We start from the raw sequence: 22,074 nt of genomic DNA, 5'->3' as shown, positions 1-22,074 counted from the left end.
TTCATCGGCGGCCCGAACTGGCGCGACCGCGCGCCCGACGGACGCCGGAACTGACGGCGCGTCGGCCGCCGGGCGTGACACAGTGGCAGGCGGCACGACCATGCACCAACCCGTCCAGGAGGTCCGTATGAGCAGCAGCGACGCAGCATCCGTGGCAAGCGAGGAGAACCCCGAGCCCACCGCCGCGGCCGACCAGGACGATGTGAAGGCGAAGTTCCTCGCCGCACTGCAGCGCAAGCACGGTGTGAAGACGGACGGGGCCGCCGGCGGCCCCGGCAACGAGTCCAAGGTCCACGGCGCGCACAGCGCCGCCGGCGGCAAGCGCACCTTCCGCCGCAAGAGCGGCTGACCCCCCGGGGTTCGCGGGGCCGGCACCCGGGGCGGGTGCCGGCCCCGCGTCGTGCCCCGGGGATCGCCGGAGATCGCTACGGCCGCCAGTGCGGATCGCGGCCGAGCAGCAGCAGTGCGCCGTCGAAGGGCGCACCCGCCCCGCCCGGCCGCACGGGCGCGAAGGCGTGCCCGGGGCCGCGGGACCCGGCGTCGGACGGGACCTGCTCGGCGATCCGCAGGGTCAGCTCGGCCAGCTCCGGCGGGCAGTCGAACGGCACCCCGAGGGTGGCCGCCAGGTCCCAGCCGTGCACCAGGGTGTCGAGCAGGTGGAACCCGATCGCCTGGGCGGCCGGGAAGCCGTGACCGGGCAGGACCTGGGGCAGCGCGAACAGCGCGCCGCGCGCCTCGGCGGCCGCGAAGGCCCCGACCAGTTCGGTCGCCGAGTCGGCGAAGCCCGCCAGCACCGACAGCGCAGCGCCCGGGCCGGCCGCCACCGGCCGGTCCGCCCAGACCGCCAGGTCCGCGCCGTCACCCCGGGCCGCGGCCGCGAAGCCGTACTGCTGGCCGATCAGGTGCGCCAGCAGCCGGCGCAGCGGCCAGCCTGCGCACGGGGTGGGCAGATCGAGCCGGTCGACCCGGATCCCGGCCACCAGCGGCGCGATCAGGGCGAGCGCTTCGGCGTGCAGCGGCGCGAGTACCGGCCGGGTCGTCAGGGTCGTCATTGGTGGTGCCTCCGTCAGCTAGTGGCCGGTGGGAAGAACGCGTGACCTCTCCCGGCGGACATTAGCACGATCGTTCGGTCAGTTTTAGGGTGCGGACCGACCTGCCGTGCCCCGCGCGGGCGGTCAGGCCGCCGGCAGCAGCGAGCCGTCGACCGACTCGGAGCGGAGCAGCAGCAGCACCGCGCGCCGGGCCCGCGCGTACGGCGCCTCGTCCTCGTGCAGCAGGGACATCGCGTTGGCGTACTCCAGGAAGCTGATCATCTCGAAGGCGAGCTGCTCCAGATCGGCGTCCGCGTGCAACTCCCCCGCCGCACGGGCCGATTCGAGCAGGTCCAGCACGATGCGGTGCCAGCGCAGGCTGCCCTCGGCCAGCACGTCGCGCACCCGCCCCGGCTGGGCGTCGAACTCGGCGCCCACCGCGTAGAAGAAGCACCCGCCCGCGAAGACCCGCCCGCGCGAGTACTCCAGCCAGCGCAGCGCCAGCTCCCACACCTGCCCCACCCCGGACGGCAGCCGGCGCACCGGCTCGATCACGGTGTCCCGGTAGATCCGCTGGGCGGCGCGCACGGTGGCCAGCTGCAGCTCCTCCTTGGAGCCGAAGAGCGCGAACACCCCGCTCTTGCTCAGCGACAGCTCGCTCGCCAGGCGCCCGAGCGAGAGCCCGCCGAGCCCCTCGACCGAGGCGATCGAGACCGCCCTGGCCAGCACCAGGCGGCGCGTCTCGTTGCCCTTCTGGACCCGGCCGTCGGTGGAGTCGACCGCGGTGTCCAGGGCCGGGCCCGGCGCGTGGTTCGTGGATTCCGTCACTGCACACCACCGTCTTCCCAGGGACCGCCCGGCGACTGCTTTCCGGCCAGCGTAAAGCCTGATACGGATGGTCCGGCACCGCGCAACCTCGCCACCACCCGCGAAACCCTCCAGGAGCGCCGCATGTCCGCCACCGCTGCCCGTCCGGGCGCCGCCGACCCGCTCGACCTGCTCGCCGTGGGCGAGCTGCTCACCGACGAGGAGCGGCTGATCCGCGACACCGTCCGCCGCTTCACCGACGACCGGATCCGCCCGCACATCGCCGAGTGGTTCGAGCGCGGCACCTTCCCGGCCCGCGAACTGGCCCCCGCACTGGGCGAGCTGGGCCTGCTCGGGATGCACCTGGAGGGCTACGGCTGCGCCGGGGCCGGGGCGGTGGCGTACGGCGTGGCCTGCATGGAGGTGGAGGCCGCCGACTCGGGGCTGCGCAGCTTCGTCTCGGTCCAGGGCTCGCTGGCGATGCGGGCGATCCACGCCTTCGGCTCCGAGGAGCAGAAGCAGCGCTGGCTGCCGGAGCTGGCGGCGGGACGGGCGATCGGCTGCTTCGCGCTGACCGAACCGGACTTCGGCTCCGACCCGGCCGGCATGCGCACCACGGCCCGGCGCAAGGGCGCGGACTGGGTGCTCTCCGGCAGCAAGATGTGGATCACCAACGGCAGCGTGGCGGACGTCGCCGTCGTCTGGGCGCAGACCGAGGAGGGGGTGCGCGGCTTCGTGGTGCCCACCGACACCCCCGGGTTCACCGCCACCGACGTGCCCGGCAAGCTCTCGCTGCGGGCCTCGGTGACCAGCGGGCTGAGCTTCGAGGAGCTGCTGCTGCCGGGCGACGCGGTGCTGCCCGGCGTGGTCGGGCTGCGCGGGCCGCTGTCCTGCCTCAACGAGGCCCGCTACGGGATCCTCTGGGGCACGGTCGGCGCCGCCCGGGACTGCTACGAGGCCGCGCTGTCGTACGCCAAGAGCCGCATCCAGTTCGGCCGTCCGATCGCCGGCTTCCAGCTCACCCAGGAGAAGCTGGTGGAGATGGCCGTGGAGCTGGAGAAGGCCTACCTGGTCGCCTGGCGGATCGGGCGGCTGAAGGAGGCCGGTCGCGCGAAGGCGGCTCAGGTGAGCTTCGGCAAGCTCAACAACGTGCGCTCCGCGCTGGCGATCGCGCGCAGCGCCCGGACCGTGCTGGGGGCCAACGGGATCACCACGGACTACCCGGTGCTGCGGCACGCCAACAACCTGGAGTCGGTGCTGACCTACGAGGGGACCAGCGAGATCCACACCCTGGTGCTGGGCGAGGCGATCACCGGCGAGTCGGCCTACCGCTGAGCCGGCTCAGCCCTCCGCGGCGTGGCTGTCCGGGAGGTAGGTCGACCGGTCGTGCTCGTCCGCCAGGAAGGGCACCGACTGGAACCAGACCACCCCGCAGGACCGGCAGCAGGGCTCCTTGGTCCGCCCCCACTCGGTCGGTTCCAAGGTGGCCGCCCCCTCGGCCAGCTCACGTCCGCACAGCCCGACCAGCTGCTGGTCCTGGACCATGTGCCACTGCTTCACCGGGCCGGATCGGCCCTGGTCGCCGTACTCGGCGTGCATCCGATGCAACATATCTCCACAGTGCCCCCGGCCCGGTGCGGGCGCCAGGCGAGCGGGCCGGCGGACGGCCGGGCCCTGCGCTTCAGGAGGCCACCCGCAGGGCCTGGCGGTTGAGCAGCTTGTCGAAGCTGACGATCGCGCCGCGCTGGGGGTGGTTGCGCAGGTGGACGTGGTCGGTCAGGGCGCGGATCAGGAACAGGCCCCGGCCGCTCTCGCCCAGCAGGTCCGGCAGCACGTCCAGGTCGGGCAGCCGGGGCGGGGCGGTGTGCGGGCGGCCCGGCGGCAGTACGTGGGTGTCGTAGGGGGTGGGACGGGAGCGGCGGGCCGGGCCGAGGGCGGCGGGGCCCGGCAGGGTGGCCCGGCCGCGGCGGCGGCGCGGGCGGGCGTGCCCGGCCTCCGGCAGGGGGCGCTCCGGCGGGGCGGACAGCGGGCGGCGGGCCGGGACCAGCCGGGGTGCGGCGGGCAGGCCCGGGCCGGAGTCGATCACCTCGATCCGCAGCAGGTCGCCGTCGAGCGTGGCGGTCACCTGGAAGCCGTCGTCGGCCCTGGGGTGGCCGGGGCCCGCGTGCTCCACCGCGTTCGCGCAGGCCTCGGTCAGCGCGAGGCCGAGGTCGTGGGCGATGCCCGGGTCGACCCCGGCGCTCTCCATGGTGCCGAGCAGGAAGCGCCTGGCCAGCGGCACGCTGGCCAGCTCGCGCTTGAGATGCAGAGTCCACCAGATGTCCACGACCGGTCCCTCCTGGCTGGGGCTCCACATACAACTAGGTATTTCCGAGGGATCGGGCCGTGAACCGTCGCGCTGCGGGCGGTCCGCCCATTCGGCGGATGGACGAGCGCGGCGCGTTGTGCCGAACGGCGCGCATCTGCCACCACACGCCGGGGCCGTTGGAGTTACGGCCGGTCCGGGGCCACTCCCGCTGACGCTCCGGCACTTTCGCACCCCGCCCCGATCGGGCCGGGGCCCGATGAGATGATGGCCCGGCCATGACTGACCACCACCCCGCCCCGCAGCCGGGCGCCGCCGAACCGGCGCGCCCCGGTGCGCTGCGCGCGGGGTGGGACCTGCGGCTGCTGCGCGCGGTGCCGTTCGCGGTGGTGTGCACGGTGGTGGCCGCCTTCGGCCACAACCTGAGCGGCGGCGGCGATGTCGCGCTGCCCTCGCTGCTGCTCGGCTTCGCCGTGGTGGCCGCGCTGGCGGCACTGCTCGGCGGCCGGGAGCGCTCGCTGCCGGGGATCGCCGCGGCACTGGGGGGCGGCCAGCTCGCGCTGCACCTGCTCTTCCACTGCGCTGGTCCGCACGCGATGCCCGGGATGACCCTGGATCAAGTGGCAGGGCGACTGGTCTGCAACGACATGCCCGGGATGGCCCGGGTGCTGCCCCCCGGGGTGAGCCCGGCCCAACTGGTCAACAGCGCGGGCCTGGACCCGCGCAGCTACCACGCGGTGGCCGCCGGTCCCTGGTGGCTGTTCGGGCTGACCCCGGCGATGCTGCTCGGTCACCTGGCCGCCGCCGTGCTGGCCGGCTGGTGGCTGCGCCGCGGCGAGGCCGCGCTGTGGCGGCTGATCCGGCTGGCCGGCAGCGCCGCCCGCGAACTGCAGCAGTGGAGCGCCCCGCTGGGGCGCGCGCTCGCGCTGGTCGCCGCCGTGCTGCGCGGCCTGCTCGGCGTGACCGGGGCCGGGGTGCGGATACCGCGCTCCGACCGCGAGGAGCACCGGCTGCCGGTGGCGGCCGTGCTGCGGCACAGCGTGGTGCGCCGTGGCCCGCCGGTGGCGGCCTTCGCGCGCTGACCCGCCGTCATCGCCACGCCTTCCCGGCGTCGGCCGACGGGGCCGGGTGTCGGCGCCGCGTACCCCGCAGCTCGTCACCCCACCTGTCCAGGGCACCCGTGTGTCCTGCTCCCGATGGAGACCGCCACCGATGCGTTCGCTCACCGCCCGCCGTTCCACCGCCGCCGCCGTCCTCGCCGCCGGTGCCGTGCTGGCCTCCGCCGTCCCCGCCTTCGCGCACGTCACCGTGAACCCGAACACCGCCACGCAGGGCGGCTACACCGCCGTCGCGTTCCGGGTGCCGGACGAGAGCGACAAGGCGAGCACGGTCAAGCTGGAGGTCACCGTGCCGACCGACCACCCGGTGGTCTCGCTCTCCACCCAGCCGGTGCCCGGCTGGACGGCGACCGTCGACAAGACCCACCTGGCCACCCCGGTCACCACCGACGACGGCCAGGTCACCGACGCGGTCAGCAAGGTCACCTGGACCGCCGACGCCACCGGCAAGATCGGCCCCGGCCAGTTCCAGGAGTTCAAGATCTCGCTCGGCCCGCTGCCGAAGGACGCCGACCAGATCGTCTTCAAGGCGCTGCAGACCTACGACGACGGCACCGTGGTGCGCTGGATCGACGAGGCCAAGCCCGGCCAGGCCGAGCCGCAGCACCCCGCGCCGACCCTGCGCCTGACGGCCGCCACCACCACCGGCACCGCTCCCTCGGCCGCCGCCGGCGCCTCGCAGGACGGCAAGTCGACCACCGCCGCGGCCACGTCCGACGACTCCACCGCCCGCGCGCTGGGCATCGCCGGCCTCGTGGTCGGCGTGATCGGTACCGCCCTCGGCGTGGCCGGCCTGCGCCGCAAGAGCGGCACCCCCGCCTCCTGAGGCCGGTCGCCGGGGCCGGCCCTCCGCTGGACGGCCGGCCCCGGCGGGCGACCCACCGCCACGAGCCCGAACGAACGGACCCCCACCATGAAGCTGCTCTCCCCCGGCCGCCGCGTCGCCGGTGCCGCCGCCCTCGCCCTGACCGCAGCCCTCGCGCTGACCGCCTGCGGCTCGGGCACCAAGTCGACCACCGGCGCTGCCGTCGTCTCCCAGCAGTCCCAGAACTCGCCCTACCAGGGCACCGTGCTGGCCAAGCACTTCGACATGCCCGACCTGGTGCTGCCCGACACCAGCGGCCAGCCCTTCGACCTGCGCCAGCGCACCGCCGGGAAGACCACGCTGCTCTTCTTCGGCTACACCAGCTGCCCGGACGTCTGCCCCACCACGATGGGCGACATCGCCGTGGCGATGCAGAAGCTGCCCGCGGACGAGCAGGCGAAGATCAACGTGGTCTTCGTCTCGACCGACCCGCAGGTCGACACCCCGAAGGTGCTGCGGACCTGGCTGGACTCCTTCGACAAGAACTTCATCGGGCTGACCGGCGACCTGCAGAAGGTCAAGGCGGCGGCACTGAGCCTGGGCATCCTGGTGGAGGACCCGGTGGTCAACAAGGACGGCACGGTGACCTCCTCGCACGGCGCCCAGGTGCTGGCCTTCCAGCCCTCCGACAACAAGGCGCACCTGGTCTACCTGAGCAACACCTCGCAGGACGTCTTCGCCCACGACCTGCCGCTGCTGGCCAAGGGGGTGGCCGCCTGATGGGCGCCAGGACCTTCCGGCAGACCGCGCTGACCGGGGCCGCGGTCGCCGCCGTGCTGACCGCGGGCGCGATAGTCGTGGTCTGCGGCGGCGGCAGCAGCCAGGCGTCGAGCGCCAGGCTCAGCATCGCGGACTCGTACATCCCGCTGCCCGCCGGCAGCCCCGGCAGCGACAGCATGGCCGCCGGGTACCTGACGGTGCGCAACACCGGCGGCACGGCGGACACCCTGGTGCGGGTGAGCAGCCCCGGCGCCGGCTCGGTGAGCATGCACCGGTCCACCGAGACCACCATGCAGGAGGTGGACAGCCTGCCGGTGCCGGCGAACGGCGCGTTGCAGCTGACCCGCGGCGGTGCCCACCTGATGATCATGGGGTGGCAGAAGCCACCCGCCGTCGGCGACCAGCTGGAGCTGGACCTGACCTTCGCACACAGCGGCACCATCGCCGTCCAGGTGCCGGTGAAACCCCTCACCTACCGCCCCGGGAGCTGACGAAGAGATGCGCAAAGCCTGGGCCTGGCTCACCACCGCGGGCACCCTGCTGCTCCTGCTGCTGGGCACCGCCGCACCCGCCTCGGCGCACGCGGCGCTGCTGCAGACCGATCCGGCACAGAACTCGGTGGTGGCGAGCGCGCCCACCTCCGTGACCCTGACGTTCAGCGAGGCGGTGACGCTCGACGGCGACGCGGTCCGGGTGCTCGACCCGGCCGGCAAGCCGGTGGACACCGGCAACGCCGCGCACGCCGGCGGCAAGGACGACACCGCCACCGTCGGGCTGCGCCCGGGCCTGGGCAACGGCACCTACACAGTGGCCTGGCGGGCCATCTCGGCGGACACGCACCCGGTCGGCGGGGCGTTCACGTTCTCCGTCGGCGCGCCCTCGACCACCTCGGTCTCGCTCTCGCAGGCGAACGGCGCCAAGGCCGACGAGGTGGTCTCGGCGCTCTACGGCACCGGGCGGGCGGTGGCGTACGGGGCGTTCGCGCTGCTGGTCGGGGCGGCGGCCTTCGTACTGCTGTGCTGGCCGCGCGGGGCGGCGAACCGCTCGGTGCAGCGGCTGCTGATGGGCGGCTGGGTCGCGCTGCTGGCCGCCACCGTGGCGGTGCTGCTGCTGCGCGGGCCCTACGAGCGCGGGAGCGGGCTGGGCCAGGTCTTCGACCTGTCGCTGGTGCGCGGCACGCTGGACGAACGGCTCGGCACCGCGCTGGCCGCGCGGCTGCTGCTGCTGGCGGCGGGCGGGGTCTTCCTGTCGCTGCTGGTCGGGCGGCTGGGCCAGGAGGAGGACGCGGAGCCGGGCGAGGCCGCTTCCACCGGGGACGCCGAGGAGGACGAGCTGCGCCGGCTGGAGCGGCGGGCCGCGGAGCGCCCGCTGCGCGAGGCGCGGCTGGCGCTGGGCGCGGGCGGGCTGGTGCTGGCGCTGGCGCTCGCGGCCACCTGGGCCGCGGCGGACCACGCGGCGGTCGGGATCCAGGTCTGGGTGGCGCTGCCGTTCGACCTGCTGCACCTGCTCGCGATGGCCTGCTGGCTGGGCGGACTGGTCACCCTGGTGGCCGCGCTGCGGCACGGCGGCGGGGCGGCGGTGGCCGAGCGGTTCTCCAAGGTCGCGCTGGTCTCGGTGGCCTGCCTGGTGGTCACCGGCGTCTACCAGGCCTGGCGGGGCGTGGGCAGCTGGGACGCACTGGTGGACACCGAGTACGGGCAGCTGGTGCTGATCAAGGTCGGGCTGGTGCTGGTGATGCTGGGCACCGCCTTCTTCTCGCGGCGGTGGACGGCGCGGCTGCGGACGGCCCCGGCGCAGGAAGTCGAGCAGGTCGACGTTGTGGTCGGCGGCCGGTCGGCCGAGGCCGCGGACGCGGATGCGGCGGGGACGGGGACGGGGACGGCGACCGATGGCACGGCGGCGGACCCGGTGCGGCGCGAGCAGCTGGCCCGCCAGCGGGCGGCGGTGGCCGCGGCCGGGGTGCGCAAGGCACAGAACGGCACCCCGGTGCAGGCGGGGCTGCGGCGCTCGGTGCTGATCGAGGCGGCGGTGGCGATCGGCGTGCTGGTGGTGACCACGGTGCTGACCAACTCGCCGCCCGGGCGGGTGGCGGCCGAGGTCGCCGCCGCCAGCGGCACCGCCGCCCCGGCGCCGAAGACGGCCGCGAAGAGCGTGGAACTCAAGCTGCCCTACGACACCGGTGGCACCGAGAAGGGCGCCAAGGGCACCGCCGTGCTCACCGTCGACCCGGCCGCCACCGGCAGCAGCCGGCTGACGCTGCTGGTCACCGACGGCTCGGGGCAGCCGGTGGACGTGCCCGAGACCCAGGTCTCCTTCACCCTGCCGGACCGCGATCTGGGCCCGCTGGCGGTACCGCTGACCAAGGCCGGCACCGGGCGCTGGACCGGCACCGCCCAACTGCCGCTGGCGGGCGAGTGGGTGGCCGCGGTCGTCGTCCGTTCCTCGGACATCGACCAGGACACCGAGACCAAGCAACTGACGATCGGCTGAGGTACGGGTATGTCCACGCAGGAGACAGGTGGTGCGCCGACCGCTCGGCAGAGCGCGGGCGGCTTCTCGCGCCGGACGCTGTTCGCGGGCGCCGGGGCCTCCCTCGCCGTCGGCGCGGCCGGCGGGATGCTCGCCCAGGGGGCGAGCGCCGACGGAGGCGACCGCGCGCCCGCGCTCGGGGCCGCCAAGGTCGGCTTCCAGGGGCCGCACCAGGCCGGGATCGTCCAACCGGCGCAGGCCCGCGTGCAGTTGGCCGCCTTCGACCTGGCGCCGAACGCCGGGCGGGCCGGGCTGCAGGCGCTGCTCAAGCTCTGGTCGCAGACCGCGGCCCGGCTGGCGGTCGGCGAGCCCGCCCCCAGCCACGAGAACCAGATCGCGCTGGACGCCGGGCCCAGCTCGCTGACCGTCACGGTGGGCTTCGGCGCCACCCTGTTCGACAAGGTGGGCCTGGCCGATCGCCGGCCGCCGCAGCTGAACCCGCTGCCGGACTTCCCGCAGGACGCCATCGACCGCTCGCGCAGCGACGGCGACCTGTGGGTGCAGATCGGCGCGGACGACGCGCTGGTGGCCTTCCACGCGCTGCGGGTGCTCCAGCAGCAGGCGGCCGGCACCGCCGCCGTCCGCTGGCAGATGGCCGGCTTCGCCCGCACCCCCGGCGCCACTGCCAGGCCGATGACCGGGCGCAACCTGATGGGCCAGGTCGACGGGACCAACAACCCCAAGCCGACCGACGCCGACTTCGCCGCCAAGGTCTTCGCCACCGGGCCGGACTGGATGGCCGGCGGCAGCTACCTGGTGCTGCGGCGGATCCGGATGCTGCTGGACGACTGGGAGAACCTGTCGACGGACCGTCAGGAGCGGTTCGTCGGACGGCGCAAGTCGGACGGCGCCCCGCTGTCCGGCGGCACCGAGACCACGCCCGTCGACCTGACGAAGCAGAACCCGGACGGCACCCTGGCGATCCCCGCCGACGCGCACATCCGGGTGGCGGCGCCGGCCGCCAACGGCGGGGCCGCGATGCTGCGGCGCGGCTTCTCCTACGCGGACGGGGTGCTGCCGGACGGCTCGCCGGACGCGGGCCTGCTCTTCCTCGCGTTCCAGGCGGACCCGGCGCGCGGCTTCGTCCCCGTGCAGCAGAAGCTGGCACGCGGCGACGGCCTGACCCGCTTCCTGCGCCACGAGGCCAGCGGGCTGTACGCGGTGCCGCCCGGTGTCCAGGGCGACGCGGGGTACCTGGGGCAGGCGCTGCTGGAGGGGTAGCCGGCCGCGGGCGGGCCCAGCTCGTGGGACGGCGGCACCGCGGGCGGTCCGAAGTGGCTAAGGTGGCACGTCTGGTATCGGTACCGAAGCTCATGGAGGCGCGGCATGTCGGCTACCCGCTACACCTACCTCGGGCCCGCCGGCACCTTTACCGAGGCCGCCCTGCACACGCTGCCGGAGGCGGCGACCCGGGAACTGGTGCCGCTGCCCTCGGTGCAGGCGGCACTGGACGCGGTGCGCGCCGGCGAGGCCGCCGGGGCCTTCGTGGCCATCGAGAACTCTGTGGAGGGCGCGGTCACCGCGACCGCCGACGAACTGGCGGGCGGCGCACCGCTGATGATCTACCGCGAGGTGCTGCTGCCGATCAGCTTCGCGCTGCTGGTACGCCCCGGCACCGCGCTGGCCGACATCAAGACCGTCACCAGCCACCCCGTCGCCCAGCCGCAGGTGCGCCGCTGGCTGGGCGAGCACCTGCCGCACGCCCGCTGGGAGGCCGCCGCCTCGAATGCGGACGGGGCGCGGCTGGTGCAGGACGGGCAGGCCGACGGCGCCTTCGCGGGCGAGTTCGCCGCCGCGCTCTACGGGCTGGAGCCGCTGGTCACCGACATCCACGACGCGCAGAACGCGATCACCCGCTTCGTGCTGATCGGCCGGCCCGGGCGGGTCTCCTCGCCGACCGGGGCGGACAAGACGTCCATCGTGGCCTGGCTCGGTGACAACCACCCGGGTGCCCTGCTGGAACTCCTGCAGGAATTCGCGGTCCGCGGGGTCAACCTGATGCGGATCGAATCGCGGCCGACCGGGCACGGGCTCGGGAACTACTGCTTCTCGATCGACTGCGAGGGTCACCTGACCGAGCGCCGGGTCTCCGAGGCACTGATGGGCCTGCGGCGGATCTGCCCGCAGATCCGCTTCCTGGGCTCCTACCCGCGGGCCGATCAGCGCACGGCCACGCCGCGCCAGCCGGGCACCTCGGACGAGGATTTCGACCGGGCCGCCGACTGGCTGGCGCGCTGCCTGGACGGGCGCGGCGAGGGCTGATCCAACGGCCGGTTCCCGGACCGCTTCACCGGCCGGTTCCCGGCCGGACAGCCGGGGGACGGCCGCCCGAAACCCGGCGTACATCCGGGCCCAAGGCCGTTCCCGCACGTCATCCACAGGCCCGGAGCCGGTCCTCCGGTCATCCACAGGCCGCTTCCCCGAGGCAGTTATCCACCGGTTATCCACAGGCCTGGGGATGAGTCGACAAACCGGCTTAGCCACTCCCAGGTCCGATCTGATCATCGGTAAACGGGATAAAGAGGACTCTTCAGACCAGAGTCACCCTTCTCCTCAGAATTCACCACTCCGAGTGAGTGAATTCCCTCGGCCGTGCGGGCAGATCGAGGTTTGAAACATGGAAAACGCGATTCGAGGCCCGTTGGTTACGCCGCTCTCCGCCATCCACAGGACAGCGCCCGTCCCTGTGGACAAATGGCGGGCGACGGCCTTCCGGGGCGAGTTATCCACACGGATCGGCGAGTTATCCACAGGGGACCCCGATCCCGGTAGGCTTGGCCCCGTGATTGACCTTCGCCTGCTTCGTGAGGACCCTGACCGAGTGCGCGCCTCGCAGCGCGCCCGTGGCGAGGACGTCGACCTGGTCGACGCCCTGCTCGCGGCCGACGAGCGGCGCCGATCCTCGGGCAGTCGCTTCGACGAGCTGCGCAATGAGCAGAAGGGTCTGGGCAAGCAGGTCGCCAAGGCCCAGGGCGAGGAGAAGACCGCCCTGCTCCAGCGCACCAAGGCCCTGGCCGAGGAGGTCAAGGCCGCCGACGCCGAGCAGTCGGGGGCCAAGGAGGAGGCCGAGCGGCTGCTGCGCTCGCTGGCCAACCTGATCGACCCGGCCGCCCCGGTCGGCGGCGAGGAGGACTTCGTCACCCTCGAGGAGATCGGCACCCCGCGCGACTTCGCCGCGGAGGGCTTCGAGCCCAAGGACCACGTCGAGCTCGGGCAGATCCTGGGCGCGATCGACACCGAGCGCGGTGCCAAGGTGGCGGGCGCGCGGTCCTACTACCTGACCGGCCCCGGCGCCCTGCTGGAGCTGGCCCTGGTCAACATGGCGATGGCGCAGGCCGGTGCGGCCGGCTTCATCCCGATGATCACCCCGACCCTGGTGCGCCCGGCCGCGATGGACGGCACCGGCTTCCTCGGCCAGGCCGCCGAGAACGTCTACCACCTGCCGCAGGACGACCGGTACCTGGTCGGCACCAGCGAGGTCGCGCTCGCGGCGTACCACATGGACGAGATCCTGGACGCCGAGCAGCTGCCGCTGCGCTACGCCGGCTTCTCCTCCTGCTTCCGCCGCGAGGCCGGGACGTACGGCAAGGACACCCGCGGCATCATCCGGGTGCACCAGTTCGAAAAGGTGGAGATGTACGTCTACACCACCCCGGAGGAGGCGGAGGCCGAGCACCGGCGCCTGCTCCAGTGGGAGAAGGACTTCCTCAACGCGCTCGAACTGCCCTACCGGGTGATCGACGTGGCCTCCGGCGACCTCGGCGCCTCGGCCGCCCGCAAGTTCGACATCGAGGCCTGGATCCCGACCCAGGGCAAGTACCGCGAGGTCACCTCCACCTCGAACACCACCGAGTACCAGTCCCGCCGGCTGTCGATCCGGATGCGCGAGGAGGGCAAGGTCCGTCCGCTGGCCACCCTCAACGGCACCCTGGTCGCCGTGCCCCGCGTGATCGTGGCGCTGCTGGAGAACCACCAGCAGGCCGACGGCTCCGTGGTGCTGCCCGAGGCGCTGCGCCCCTACCTGGGCGGCCGGACCACGCTGGACCCGGTCAAGTGACCGACGGGTTGCCGTACCGGCTGGTCGCCACCGATCTGGACGGCACCCTGCTCACCCCCGAGGAGACCGTCTCCGCCCGGACCCGGGCCGCCCTGGCCACCGCCACGGCGGCCGGGGCCACCCACGTCATCGTCACCGGCCGCTCGGCCCCCTGGGCCCGGCCGGTGCTGGACGAGATCGGGTACTCCGGGATAGCGGTCTGCGCGCAGGGCGCCCAGGTCTACGACGCGGGCGCGCACAAGCTGCTCACCTCGATGACGCTGGACCGCAGGGTGGCCCAGCTGGCGCTGGCCAAGCTGGAGGCGGAGCTGGGCCCGCTGGCCGCCGCCGCCACCCAGGACGGCCTGGACGGCCGGGTCCTGGCGCTGCACTCCTACCGGCTGGAGATCGGCGGCGATCTGCCGCTGCAGCGGGTCGGCACCAAGGCGGAGCTGTTCGGCCAGCCGATCAGCAAGCTCTACATCCAGCACCCCGGGCTGACGGACGACCAACTGGCCGACGCCGCCCGGCGGGTGGTCGGCGACCTGGTCGGCGTGACGATGGCCGGACCGGGCATCGTGGAGCTGCTGCCGCTGGGCCTGTCCAAGGCCACCGGGCTGGCGGTCGCCGCCCGGCGCCTGGGCCTGCGGGCGAAGGACACCATCGCCTTCGGCGACATGCCCAACGACCTGCCGATGTTCCAGTGGGCCGCGCACTCGGTGGCGATGGCCGGCGCCCACCCGGAGCTGCTGGCGGTGGCCGACGAGGTCACCGCGAGCAACGCGGCGGACGGCGTCGCGCTGGTGCTGGAGCGGCTCTACCCCAGCTGACCAGCCGTCACCCCGGTCAGTTGTAGCTGAGGTTGGAGCACGGGTCGTCGTCGGCCGAGCGGGCGTTGTCGCTGATGCTGGACGGCAGTGGGGCCGGGGCCGCGCTGCCGGGGGAGGCCGGAGCACCGGCGGCGGCGCCGCCGTTCGCCGCCGCCGCGTAGTCCTTGCCCAGGATCAGGTTCAGCGCCGCGGTGCTGCTCTTCTCCAGGGTCGCCCCCGGGAAGAGCTGCGCGAGCGCCTGGGCGGCCTTGGCCTGGTTCGGACCGTACTCGATCACCGTGGTGTCGTGGTCCTGGGTGGCCGCGTTGGCGGCGCCGGCCACGGTGAACCTGGCGTCCTTGAGCTTGGCCGAGGCCGAGGTGGTCAGGCCCGGGGTGGTGGTGCCGTTGTAGACCATCACCCTGGCCCCCGCGCCGTTCACGTCCCCGGCCGCCGGGGCGCTCGGTGCCGCCGGGCTGCTCGGGGCGGCGGACGAGGGGTTCACGCTCGGGCCGGCGGAGACCGGGGCGTCGGGGTGCTGGCCGCTGGCGTCCTGGCCGTCGAGGGTGCGGTCGGCCTTCAGGGCGGCCCACAGGTGGTCGGCGTCCGGCTGCACCCAGGCCACCCGGGGGCCCTCGAAGCGCCAGGGCACGGTGATGAACTTGATGTCCTTCAGGTCGATGTTCTTCATCGACAGACCGAAACCGAGCAGCTTCTCCGCCGAGCCCAGGTCGGGGTCGACGGTCAGCGACTTGGTGGCGGCGTCGGCCAGCGGCAGCAGGGTGGTGGGGCTCATCCCCTCACCCTTGACCTTCTTGATCAGCGCGGAGAGGAAGGCCTGCTGACGCTGCATCCGGCCGATGTCCGAGCCGTCGCCGATGCCGTGCCGCACCCGGACGTAGTCCAGCGCCTGCTGCCCGGCCACGCTCTGCACGCCCTTGGTGAAGATCTGCTTGCCCTTGCGGCCCAGGTTGGGATTGAGGTCGCCCTCGTAGACCGCGTTCGGCACGCAGACCTGGACGCCGCCGACCGCGCTGGTCATCGAGGCGAAGCCGTTGAAGTCGACCACCAGGGTGTGGTCCACCCGCATCCCGGTCAGCTTCTCGACGGTGTTCTGCGTGCAGGCGGGGTTGCCGGTGTCGGTGTTCCCCATCGAGAAGGCCGCGTTGAACATGGTGTCGGGCTGCGGCTTGGTCCACTTGCCGTTGACCAGGCAGGAGGGGATCGTCACCAGCGAGTCGCGGGGTATCGAGATGCCCACGGCGTGCTTGTGGTCGGCGTAGACGTGCAACAGGATCGTGGTGTCCGAGCGGGCACCGTCGTCGCCGCCACCGCCCAGGGTGTTGTTGCCGCTGCCGCGCGAGTCGGAGCCGATCAGCAGGACGTTGACCGGCTTGTTGCCGTTGGCGTCGGCGGTGGCCTCCGGCGGGCGGTCGGTGGCGATGCCGGCCTTGTCGAAGCTCTTGATGTTGCCGTTCAGCTTCAGGTAGACCGCGCCGGTGCCGGCCGCGAGCAGGATCACCGCGGAGGCGGCACTCCAGGCGATGATCTTCTTCTTGCCGGTGGGCCGGCCCGGCTTGCGGCGGCCCCGGCCCGCGGCCCGGTTCTGGGCCCGTCCCTGCGCCCGGCGGGCCTCGGCCCGGCCGCCGGGGCGTGGCTGCTCGGCGGCATCGGTGGCACCGGTGGGATGCGGTTGCGGCGCGTCGTGGTTCGACGCACCCGACCTCTGGCCTGACATTCGTACACCCTCCACCGGCCACTGACGGAGCTCCTGTAGAGGTCCAGACCTCTACAGGAGCAACGCCGAGCGCCCTCGGGGACGTGCCGCGATGCCCTGTGGCCCCGCTCTCATCCCGCACCGACACATTGAGCTATTCAGCGGAGCATATAAAGCCATCATCACGAAGTCACGGGGGAGTCTTGACCTGGACTTTTACTTGCAGGATTGCGCAAGCCGCCGAAGGGTCCGCGACGACCCCACGAGGGGTCAGTTGTAGGATGACCGGGCAAAGAGGTTGTAGGATGACCGGGCAAGCACGACGGGTGATCGGAGGTGGCAGGTGAGCAGCGAGAACGGCAACGGCGGCAGCCTGCGGGCCGCCGGTCGGCGCTCCCTGGTGGACGTCGCGATCGAGCAGCTCCGGGAGCAGCTCGCGGCCGGCGTCTGGGCCGTGGGCGAGCGGATCCCCACCGAGCACGAGCTCGCCGAGCGGCTGCAGGTCGGCCGCAACACCGTGCGGGAGGCGATCCGGGTGCTGGTGCACGCGGGGATGCTGGCCACCCGCCAGGGCGAGGGCACCTTCGTGCGCAGCACCAGCGACCCCGCCGCCGTGCTGCGCGGCGTGCAGCGCTCCGGCGTGCGCGACGTGCTGGAGGTCCGGGCGGCGCTGGAGGCCGAGGCGGCCCGGCTGGCCGCCGTGCGGCACACCCCCGAGGACCTGGACCGGATGCGGGCCGCGCTCGCCCGGGAGGCCGAGGTGATCGCCGCACACACCGAGCGGGTCGGCCGCGAGGCCACCGTCGAGCACGACCTGGAGTTCCACACCGCGGTCGTCGAGGCCGCCCACAATCCCGCGCTGACCGAGGTCTACCGCTACTTCGGTGCCTCGGTCCGTGAGGCGATGCGCACCGCGTTCGGCGACCACGAGATGCCCGAGGTGGTCGTGGCCACCCACGCGGTGCTGGTCGACGCGATCGCCAGCGGCGACCCCGACCGCGCCGAGGCCGCCTGTCGCGCGTTGCTCCTGGAGCCCATCGCGGCCGTCGAGCAGCTGCTCGCGGAGTTCGCGGCGCGCAAGTAGTCGGAAGCACCCCGCCGCGCCACCACAGCGCGCGCCCGGCTTCCCCCTGCCACTCCCTCATCCCTAGAAATGGCACCACCATGTCCGTCACCCGGGTTCAGCAGCCGCTGCCCACCTCGGCCGTCCGTGTCCGTACCAGGCTCGCCCACCCGGCGCTGCTGCTGACCGGGATCGTGCTGGTCGCGCTGAACATGCGGGCCTGTCTGGCCGCGCTCTCGCCGATGGTGGGCGAGATCCAGCACACCTTCGGCCTGTCGGCCACCGTGAGCGGGCTGATCACCACCGTGCCGGTGCTCTTCCAGGGCGTGGGCGCGCCGCTGACGCCGCGGCTGACCCGGCGCTTCGGCACCGAGCGGGTGGTGCTCGGGGCGGTGCTGCTGCTGGGTGCGGGGGTGCTGCTGCGGGTGCTGCCCTCGGTGGTCGCGCTCTTCGCGGGCTGCGTGGTGATCGGGGTGGCCATCGCGGTGCTCAACGTCTCGATGCCCGGCCTGGTCAAGCGCGAGTTCCCGGAGCGGGCGGCGACGATGACCGGGGTGTACTCGACCACCATGCTGGTCGGCGCCACGCTGGCGGCCGGCAGCTCGGTGCCGCTGGAGCACGCGCTGGGCGGCGGCTGGCGGGCCTCGCTCGGGGCCTGGTCGCTGCTGGCGCTGATCGCGGCGGTGGCCTGGCTGCCGCAGGTGCTGCGGGCCCGTCAGGAGCGGGCGGCGCAGCTCTCCCCCGCGTCCGCCGCCCAGCCGCAGCCGGTGGCCGAGAAGCCGATCGCAGGGATCTGGCGGCTGCCGCTGGCCTGGCAGATCAGCCTGTTCATGGGCATCTCCTCGCTGATGGTCTACACGCTGGTCGCCTGGATGCCCACGATCCTGGCCGACCACGGGATGAGCCGCGACCAGGCCGGCCTGGTCTTCGCCTTCAGCAACCTGGTGCAGGTGGCCGGCGCGTTCCTGGTGCCGCTGCTGGCGGGCCGGCTGCGCAGCCAGCGCTGGCTCGCGGTGGCGATGGCCGGGCTGAACGCGCTGGGCGTGGCCGGGCTGCTGATCGCCCCGGTCTCGGGGGCCTGGATCTCGGCGGCGGTGCTGGGCCTCGCGCAGGGCGGCTCGCTCGGCCTGGCGCTGGCGTTCATCGTGCTGCGCACCCGCAGTGCCGCCGGGGCCGCGCAGCTGGGCGGGATGTCGCAGGCGGTCGGTTACCTGATCGCCGCGATCGGCCCGGTGGGCGGCGGCGCGCTGCACCAGCTGACCGGCAGCTGGACGGCGGTGCTGGTGGTGCTGCTGGTGCTCGCGGCGGCCGCCTCCGTCGCGGGCTGGGGCGCGGGACGCGACCGCACGCTGTAGCGGAGAGCACGCACCAGGGGTGGGGCCGCGGTGATCGCGGTCCCACCCCTGGTGCGTGCTCGGTCGGCGGCGCTGCTATTCGCCCGAGTTGAAGGTCAGGCCGGCCAGCCGGACCGCGGCGAAGGCGGTGGCACCGACGATGACGACGAGCAGCAGCGGGACGGCCGCGCCGAGGCCGACCGAGGCGGTGATCGCGTCCGGGGCGGCGACGCTCTTGGCGATCGACAGGCCCCACTGCTGGATGCTCAGGGTCTTGGCGCCGTCGACGAAGTTGCCGATCAGGCTCTCCCAGATCAGCGCGTAGGCCAGGCCCACCACCACCGCGTTGCGGGTGACCACGCCGAGCAGCAGGAAGAGCGCGCTGTAGGCGGCGCCCGCCACCAGCGTGCCCACCGCGTAGCCGACCGCCAGGCCGTCGGTCGTGCCGTTGATGACCAGCCCCGCGACGAGGACCGGGATCGCGGTGAAGAGCCAGGTGGTGACGACGGCGACGGCCAGCTTGGTGGTGATGATCCGCCACCGCGGCAGCGGCTTGGAGAGCAGGTAGACGATCGAGCCGTCGTCGATCTCGGTGGCGATCACGCCGGTGCCGACCACCAGGCCGAGCAGCGGGACGAGCGTGCCCAGACCCAGCTTGCCCACCACGTTGACGGCGATGTCGTGCTTGTCGGTGCCGGAGTTGCCCGCCACCACGGACAGCAGCAACAGCAGCGCCGGGACCACCAGCAGCAGGATGCCCCGCCGCCTGCCGAGCAGACCGCGTACGGTCAGCCGCGCCACGGTCAGGTTCACGGTGTCAGCCTTTCTACGGCGGAGCTGGGCAGGGCCCGGTGGGGCCGGGGCCCGTGGCGCAGGGAACAGCGGAGCAGCGAACAGTGGCTCAACGGGCACCGACCAGGTAGGAGAAGACGCTCTCCAGGGACTCGTCCGCCGGGGAGACGGTGAACAGCCGGATCCCGGCCTCCTTGGCCACCTTGGGCAACAGGGTGGTGAAGCCCTGGAAGTTGATCGCCTGGATGCGCAGCGCCCGCTCCTGCCAGTCCAGTTCGATCCCGGCCGTGGAGCCGTCGGCGATCAGGGCCGCCGCGAGGCGCCGGTCGTCGCTGGAGCGCACCAGGTAGCGGTGCGGACGGTCCGTCATCAGCCGGCGGATCTTGCGGAAGTCGCCCGAGGCGGCGTGCCGTCCGGCCACCACCACCTCGATGTGCCGGGCCAGTTGCTCGACCTCCTCCAGGATGTGCGAGGAGAAGAGCACCGTGCGCCCGTCGGCGCCGAACCGCCTCAGCAGCTCCATCAGCTGGAGCCGCTGGCGCGGGTCCATGCCGTTGAACGGCTCGTCCAGCAGCAGCACCGCGGGGTCGTGGACCAGCGCCGAGGCCATCTTGACCCGCTGCTTCATGCCCTTGGAGTACGTCCCGGTGCGACGCTCCTGCGCGTGCTCCATCTCCACCAGGGCCAGCGCCCTGCGGGCGGCGGCGCCGGGGTCGGAGAGGCCGTGCAGTTCGGCGTTGGCGAGCACGAACTCCCAACCGGTCAGGTAGTCGTACATCGACTCCCGTTCCGGCACCAGGCCGATCGCCCGGTAGACCTCCTGGTTGCGCCAGATCGGCGCGCCGTCCAGCGTGACGGCACCCGCCGAGGGGGCGAGGAAGCCGCTCATCATGTGGATCAGCGTGGACTTGCCGGCCCCGTTGGGCCCGAGCAGGCCGGTCACCCCCGGGCCGATCGACATCGAGATGTCGTTGACGGCGACCACGTTGCCGAACCAGCGGGAGACCTTGTCGATGGTGATGACAGCCATGACGACCCCTCAGACCTTCCGGTAGCGGCGCAGCAGCAGCGCATAGGCGCCGGCCACGAGGACGACGATCTCCAGGCCGAAGACCACCGCACCGGCCGCACCGGGCGTGGTCGGGAGGTCCGGGGCCAGGCTGAAGACCCGGTTGACGAAGCGCTCCACCAGCGAGCTGGGCCCGAGCACGTAGGCCCACGCGCTGGAGCCGGACGTCGGGTCGCCGTGCAGGCTGGCGAGTACGGAGGCCACCGCCTCGGAGACGAGCAGCACGCCCATGATCGCCGCCACGCCGAAGCCGCGGCGGGGCGTGGTCGCCGCGATCACCAGGCCGATCGCGGAGAAGACCAGCGAGTAGAGCACCGCGGCCAGCAGGCCGATGCCGAAGTGCACGGTGTTGCGCGTGAAGTCCATCCCGCCGAGCAGCGCGCCCACGTAGAGCACCAGCAGCGGCAGCACCATGATGACGAGCGTCGCGGCCACCATCGCCGCGCACTTGGCCCGCACGTAGTCGCCGCGGGTGATCGGGCGGGAGAAGTACAGCGGGACGGTCAGGTGGCGCAGGTCGCGCGAGAGCAGCACCGGTGCCTGGGCCGCCACGAAGATCTCGAAGAAGAGCAGGCCGATGTTGCTGAGGTACTGCGGGTAGTCGGTGCTCAGCTGGTCGCTCTTGCGCACCAGCGCCAGGACCACCACCATGGCGGCCGGCAGCGTGGCCGCCGCCAGCATCAGCATCGGCAGCACCTTGGACTTGGCCGACCGGCCCAGCCCGAAGGCACCGCGCAGCCCCTGCACGAAGAGCGAGCGGGTGGCGTAGCTGCGGCCGAGCCGGGGGCCCTGGTAGCCGCGGTAGCCGATGTTGTGGATGACGCCGTCGGTGGCGCCGGCCCGGGCCGGCGGGACCGGGAGGTCGGACTGCGTGGTCATCGGCGCTCCCCGGCCGGCTCGGTGAGGGTGTCGGAGTCGGGGGCCGCCCCGGACTGCGCCTCGGTGAAGATCTCGGAGACGCGGTGGCGGCGCTGCTCCAGGCGGACCAGGCCGAGGCCGAGGTCGGCGACCGTGTCGCGGATCAGGTCGTAGGTGTCGTCGCCCGCGATCTCGACCAGCAGGATGTGCGCGGAGTCGGCGGTGACGGTCAGCCCGGCGGCGGTCAGCCGCTGCCTGACGTCCGCGTCCGCGGTGCCCTCGGCGTTGTCCGTCACCTCCACCGCGAGCAGTTGGGTCGCCTCGGTGAAGGAGGCCGTGGAGGAGGAGCGCAGCAGCCTGCCGCCGTCGATCACCACCAGGTGGTCGCAGGTGCGCTCCAGCTCACCGAGCAGGTGGGTGGTGACCAGCACCGAGATGCCGAAGTCGCTGTGCACGCGGCGGATCAGCGCGAGCATCTCGTCCCGGCCGGCCGGGTCGAGGCCGTTGGTCGGCTCGTCCAGCAGCACCAGCCGCGGGTCGTGGACCAGGGCCTGGGCCAGCTTCACCCGCTGCTTCATGCCGGTGGAGTAGCCGCCGATCGGCCGGTAGCGCTCCTCGTACAGCCCGACGTGGCGCAGCACGTCGGCCGTGCGCTCGCGGGCGGCGGTGGCCGGCAGCCCGGACATCCGGGCCATGTGGACGACGAACTCGGTGGCGGAGACGTCCGGCGGCAGGCAGTCGTGCTCCGGCATGTAGCCGACCCGCTCGCGGATCGCCGACCCTTCGGTGGCGACGTTGAGGCCGAGCACTTCGCCGCTGCCCGAGGTGGCCGGGGCGAGCCCGAGCAGGATCTTGATGAGGGTGGACTTGCCCGCCCCGTTGGACCCCACAAGCCCCACGACGCCCGGCTGCACCTCTACGGTGAGCTGATCGAGCGCGGTGACGGCGGGGAACCGCTTGGTGAGGGCGTCCGTTCTGATGACTGGGGTCGAGGTGGACACGCATCGAACTTAGCCTGTGG

22 protein-coding genes are annotated in these 22,074 nt (G+C 73.3%); 13 read left to right on the top strand and 9 right to left on the bottom strand.

Annotated features, from left to right (window positions below):
- Positions 1–127 precede the first annotated feature (127 nt).
- Positions 128–349, top strand: a complete 222-nt coding sequence (locus tag OG500_RS20815; protein ID WP_327068181.1) for a DUF5302 domain-containing protein — start codon at positions 128–130, stop codon at positions 347–349.
- 76 nt (positions 350–425) lie between these two features.
- Here OG500_RS20815 and OG500_RS20810 read toward each other — a convergent pair whose 3' ends face one another.
- Both OG500_RS20810 and OG500_RS20805 read right to left on the bottom strand, forming a co-directional pair.
- Entirely contained in the window at positions 426–1,052 is a 627-nt protein-coding gene (locus tag OG500_RS20810) for a TIGR03086 family metal-binding protein (protein WP_327068180.1), read from the bottom strand.
- A gap of 123 nt (positions 1,053–1,175) precedes the next feature.
- Complete coding sequence (locus OG500_RS20805) at positions 1,176–1,859, bottom strand: TetR family transcriptional regulator C-terminal domain-containing protein (RefSeq protein ID WP_327068179.1); 684 nt, start codon at positions 1,857–1,859, stop codon at positions 1,176–1,178.
- Between the two features lie 123 nt (positions 1,860–1,982).
- On the opposite strand from OG500_RS20805, the gene OG500_RS20800 reads away from it, so the two are divergent.
- Positions 1,983–3,173 (top strand): acyl-CoA dehydrogenase family protein, encoded by a 1,191-nt coding sequence (locus tag OG500_RS20800; protein WP_327068178.1) that lies wholly within the window; start codon positions 1,983–1,985, stop codon positions 3,171–3,173.
- Between the two features lie 6 nt (positions 3,174–3,179).
- Here the strand turns inward: OG500_RS20800 and OG500_RS20795 are convergent, their stop codons facing one another.
- Positions 3,180–3,437: a hypothetical protein gene (locus tag OG500_RS20795; protein ID WP_327068177.1), complete on the bottom strand. Its 258-nt coding sequence runs from the start codon at positions 3,435–3,437 to the stop codon at positions 3,180–3,182.
- 82 nt (positions 3,438–3,519) lie between these two features.
- Positions 3,520–4,164: an ATP-binding protein gene (locus OG500_RS20790; protein WP_327068176.1), complete on the bottom strand. Its 645-nt coding sequence runs from the start codon at positions 4,162–4,164 to the stop codon at positions 3,520–3,522.
- Positions 4,165–4,421: 257 nt separating this feature from the next.
- Between OG500_RS20790 and OG500_RS20785 the strand changes: the two genes are divergently transcribed.
- From OG500_RS20785 to OG500_RS20745, 9 genes are all read left to right on the top strand, one after another.
- Positions 4,422–5,225 carry a hypothetical protein gene (locus OG500_RS20785; RefSeq protein ID WP_329582413.1) on the top strand — a complete coding sequence of 268 codons (804 nt, stop codon included), beginning with the start codon at positions 4,422–4,424 and terminating at the stop codon, positions 5,223–5,225.
- A gap of 130 nt (positions 5,226–5,355) precedes the next feature.
- A complete protein-coding gene (locus tag OG500_RS20780) occupies positions 5,356–6,087 on the top strand; it encodes a YcnI family copper-binding membrane protein (RefSeq protein ID WP_327068173.1) in 732 nt (243 codons plus the stop codon).
- Positions 6,088–6,174: 87 nt separating this feature from the next.
- Positions 6,175–6,846 (top strand): SCO family protein, encoded by a 672-nt coding sequence (locus OG500_RS20775; RefSeq protein WP_327068172.1) that lies wholly within the window; start codon positions 6,175–6,177, stop codon positions 6,844–6,846.
- Entirely contained in the window at positions 6,846–7,337 is a 492-nt protein-coding gene (locus OG500_RS20770) for a copper chaperone PCu(A)C (protein ID WP_327068171.1), read from the top strand. Before OG500_RS20775 ends, OG500_RS20770 begins: the two co-directional genes overlap by 1 nt.
- Positions 7,338–7,344: 7 nt before the next feature.
- Positions 7,345–9,336, top strand: coding sequence for a copper resistance CopC/CopD family protein (locus tag OG500_RS20765; protein ID WP_329582407.1), 1,992 nt, complete (start codon positions 7,345–7,347; stop codon positions 9,334–9,336).
- Between the two features lie 9 nt (positions 9,337–9,345).
- Positions 9,346–10,596, top strand: coding sequence for an iron uptake transporter deferrochelatase/peroxidase subunit (gene efeB / locus OG500_RS20760; RefSeq protein ID WP_329582404.1), 1,251 nt, complete (start codon positions 9,346–9,348; stop codon positions 10,594–10,596).
- Between the two features lie 105 nt (positions 10,597–10,701).
- Positions 10,702–11,637, top strand: coding sequence for a prephenate dehydratase (gene pheA, locus OG500_RS20755; protein WP_329582401.1), 936 nt, complete (start codon positions 10,702–10,704; stop codon positions 11,635–11,637).
- A 520-nt stretch (positions 11,638–12,157) separates the two neighbouring features.
- Complete coding sequence (serS, locus tag OG500_RS20750; protein ID WP_329582398.1) at positions 12,158–13,432, top strand: serine--tRNA ligase; 1,275 nt, start codon at positions 12,158–12,160, stop codon at positions 13,430–13,432.
- On the top strand, positions 13,429–14,241 hold the full coding sequence (locus OG500_RS20745) for an HAD family hydrolase (protein WP_329582395.1): 813 nt from the start codon (positions 13,429–13,431) through the stop codon (positions 14,239–14,241). The genes serS and OG500_RS20745 overlap by 4 nt, the downstream gene beginning before the upstream one ends.
- 16 nt (positions 14,242–14,257) lie before the next feature.
- On the opposite strand, the gene OG500_RS20740 is transcribed toward OG500_RS20745, so the two are convergent.
- Positions 14,258–15,958: an LCP family protein gene (locus OG500_RS20740; protein ID WP_329582392.1), complete on the bottom strand. Its 1,701-nt coding sequence runs from the start codon at positions 15,956–15,958 to the stop codon at positions 14,258–14,260.
- Positions 15,959–16,280: 322 nt separating this feature from the next.
- Here OG500_RS20740 and OG500_RS20735 point away from each other — a divergent pair, with 322 nt between their 5' ends.
- Positions 16,281–17,021 (top strand): FadR/GntR family transcriptional regulator, encoded by a 741-nt coding sequence (locus tag OG500_RS20735; protein ID WP_329582389.1) that lies wholly within the window; start codon positions 16,281–16,283, stop codon positions 17,019–17,021.
- Positions 17,022–17,101: 80 nt separating this feature from the next.
- The gene (locus tag OG500_RS20730) at positions 17,102–18,355 is read left to right on the top strand and encodes a CynX/NimT family MFS transporter (RefSeq protein ID WP_329582386.1); all 1,254 of its coding nucleotides are present in this window, start codon (positions 17,102–17,104) and stop codon (positions 18,353–18,355) included.
- Between the two features lie 75 nt (positions 18,356–18,430).
- Here OG500_RS20730 and OG500_RS20725 read toward each other — a convergent pair whose 3' ends face one another.
- The 4 genes from OG500_RS20725 to OG500_RS20710 form a co-directional block, all read right to left on the bottom strand.
- Positions 18,431–19,147 (bottom strand): ABC transporter permease, encoded by a 717-nt coding sequence (locus OG500_RS20725; RefSeq protein WP_327068162.1) that lies wholly within the window; start codon positions 19,145–19,147, stop codon positions 18,431–18,433.
- A gap of 88 nt (positions 19,148–19,235) precedes the next feature.
- The gene (locus tag OG500_RS20720; protein ID WP_327068161.1) at positions 19,236–20,156 is read right to left on the bottom strand and encodes an ABC transporter ATP-binding protein; all 921 of its coding nucleotides are present in this window, start codon (positions 20,154–20,156) and stop codon (positions 19,236–19,238) included.
- 9 nt (positions 20,157–20,165) lie between these two features.
- Positions 20,166–21,074 (bottom strand): ABC transporter permease, encoded by a 909-nt coding sequence (locus OG500_RS20715; RefSeq protein ID WP_329582383.1) that lies wholly within the window; start codon positions 21,072–21,074, stop codon positions 20,166–20,168.
- Entirely contained in the window at positions 21,071–22,054 is a 984-nt protein-coding gene (locus tag OG500_RS20710) for an ABC transporter ATP-binding protein (RefSeq protein ID WP_329582380.1), read from the bottom strand. The genes OG500_RS20715 and OG500_RS20710 overlap by 4 nt, the downstream gene beginning before the upstream one ends.
- Positions 22,055–22,074 lie beyond the last annotated feature (20 nt).

This window comes from Kitasatospora sp. NBC_01250, from assembly GCF_036226465.1.
Lineage (GTDB): Bacteria > Actinomycetota > Actinomycetes > Streptomycetales > Streptomycetaceae > Kitasatospora.
This window is presented reverse-complemented; position numbering and strand designations above follow the sequence as displayed.

Bases quoted from the DNA above. Each gene is read 5' to 3' on its own strand.
- OG500_RS20815 (WP_327068181.1), top strand. From the start codon at position 128: ATGAGCAGCAGCGACGCAGCATCCGTGGCAAGCGAGGAGAACCCCGAG.
- OG500_RS20810 (WP_327068180.1), bottom strand. From the start codon at position 1,052: ATGACGACCCTGACGACCCGGCCGGTACTCGCGCCGCTGCACGCCGAA.
- OG500_RS20800 (WP_327068178.1), top strand. From the start codon at position 1,983: ATGTCCGCCACCGCTGCCCGTCCGGGCGCCGCCGACCCGCTCGACCTG.
- OG500_RS20795 (WP_327068177.1), bottom strand. From the start codon at position 3,437: ATGCACGCCGAGTACGGCGACCAGGGCCGATCCGGCCCGGTGAAGCAG.
- OG500_RS20785 (WP_329582413.1), top strand. From the start codon at position 4,422: ATGACTGACCACCACCCCGCCCCGCAGCCGGGCGCCGCCGAACCGGCG.
- OG500_RS20780 (WP_327068173.1), top strand. From the start codon at position 5,356: ATGCGTTCGCTCACCGCCCGCCGTTCCACCGCCGCCGCCGTCCTCGCC.
- OG500_RS20775 (WP_327068172.1), top strand. From the start codon at position 6,175: ATGAAGCTGCTCTCCCCCGGCCGCCGCGTCGCCGGTGCCGCCGCCCTC.
- OG500_RS20770 (WP_327068171.1), top strand. From the start codon at position 6,846: ATGGGCGCCAGGACCTTCCGGCAGACCGCGCTGACCGGGGCCGCGGTC.
- OG500_RS20765 (WP_329582407.1), top strand. From the start codon at position 7,345: ATGCGCAAAGCCTGGGCCTGGCTCACCACCGCGGGCACCCTGCTGCTC.
- efeB (WP_329582404.1), top strand. From the start codon at position 9,346: ATGTCCACGCAGGAGACAGGTGGTGCGCCGACCGCTCGGCAGAGCGCG.
- pheA (WP_329582401.1), top strand. From the start codon at position 10,702: ATGTCGGCTACCCGCTACACCTACCTCGGGCCCGCCGGCACCTTTACC.
- OG500_RS20740 (WP_329582392.1), bottom strand. From the start codon at position 15,958: ATGTCAGGCCAGAGGTCGGGTGCGTCGAACCACGACGCGCCGCAACCG.
- OG500_RS20730 (WP_329582386.1), top strand. From the start codon at position 17,102: ATGTCCGTCACCCGGGTTCAGCAGCCGCTGCCCACCTCGGCCGTCCGT.
- OG500_RS20720 (WP_327068161.1), bottom strand. From the start codon at position 20,156: ATGGCTGTCATCACCATCGACAAGGTCTCCCGCTGGTTCGGCAACGTG.
- OG500_RS20715 (WP_329582383.1), bottom strand. From the start codon at position 21,074: ATGACCACGCAGTCCGACCTCCCGGTCCCGCCGGCCCGGGCCGGCGCC.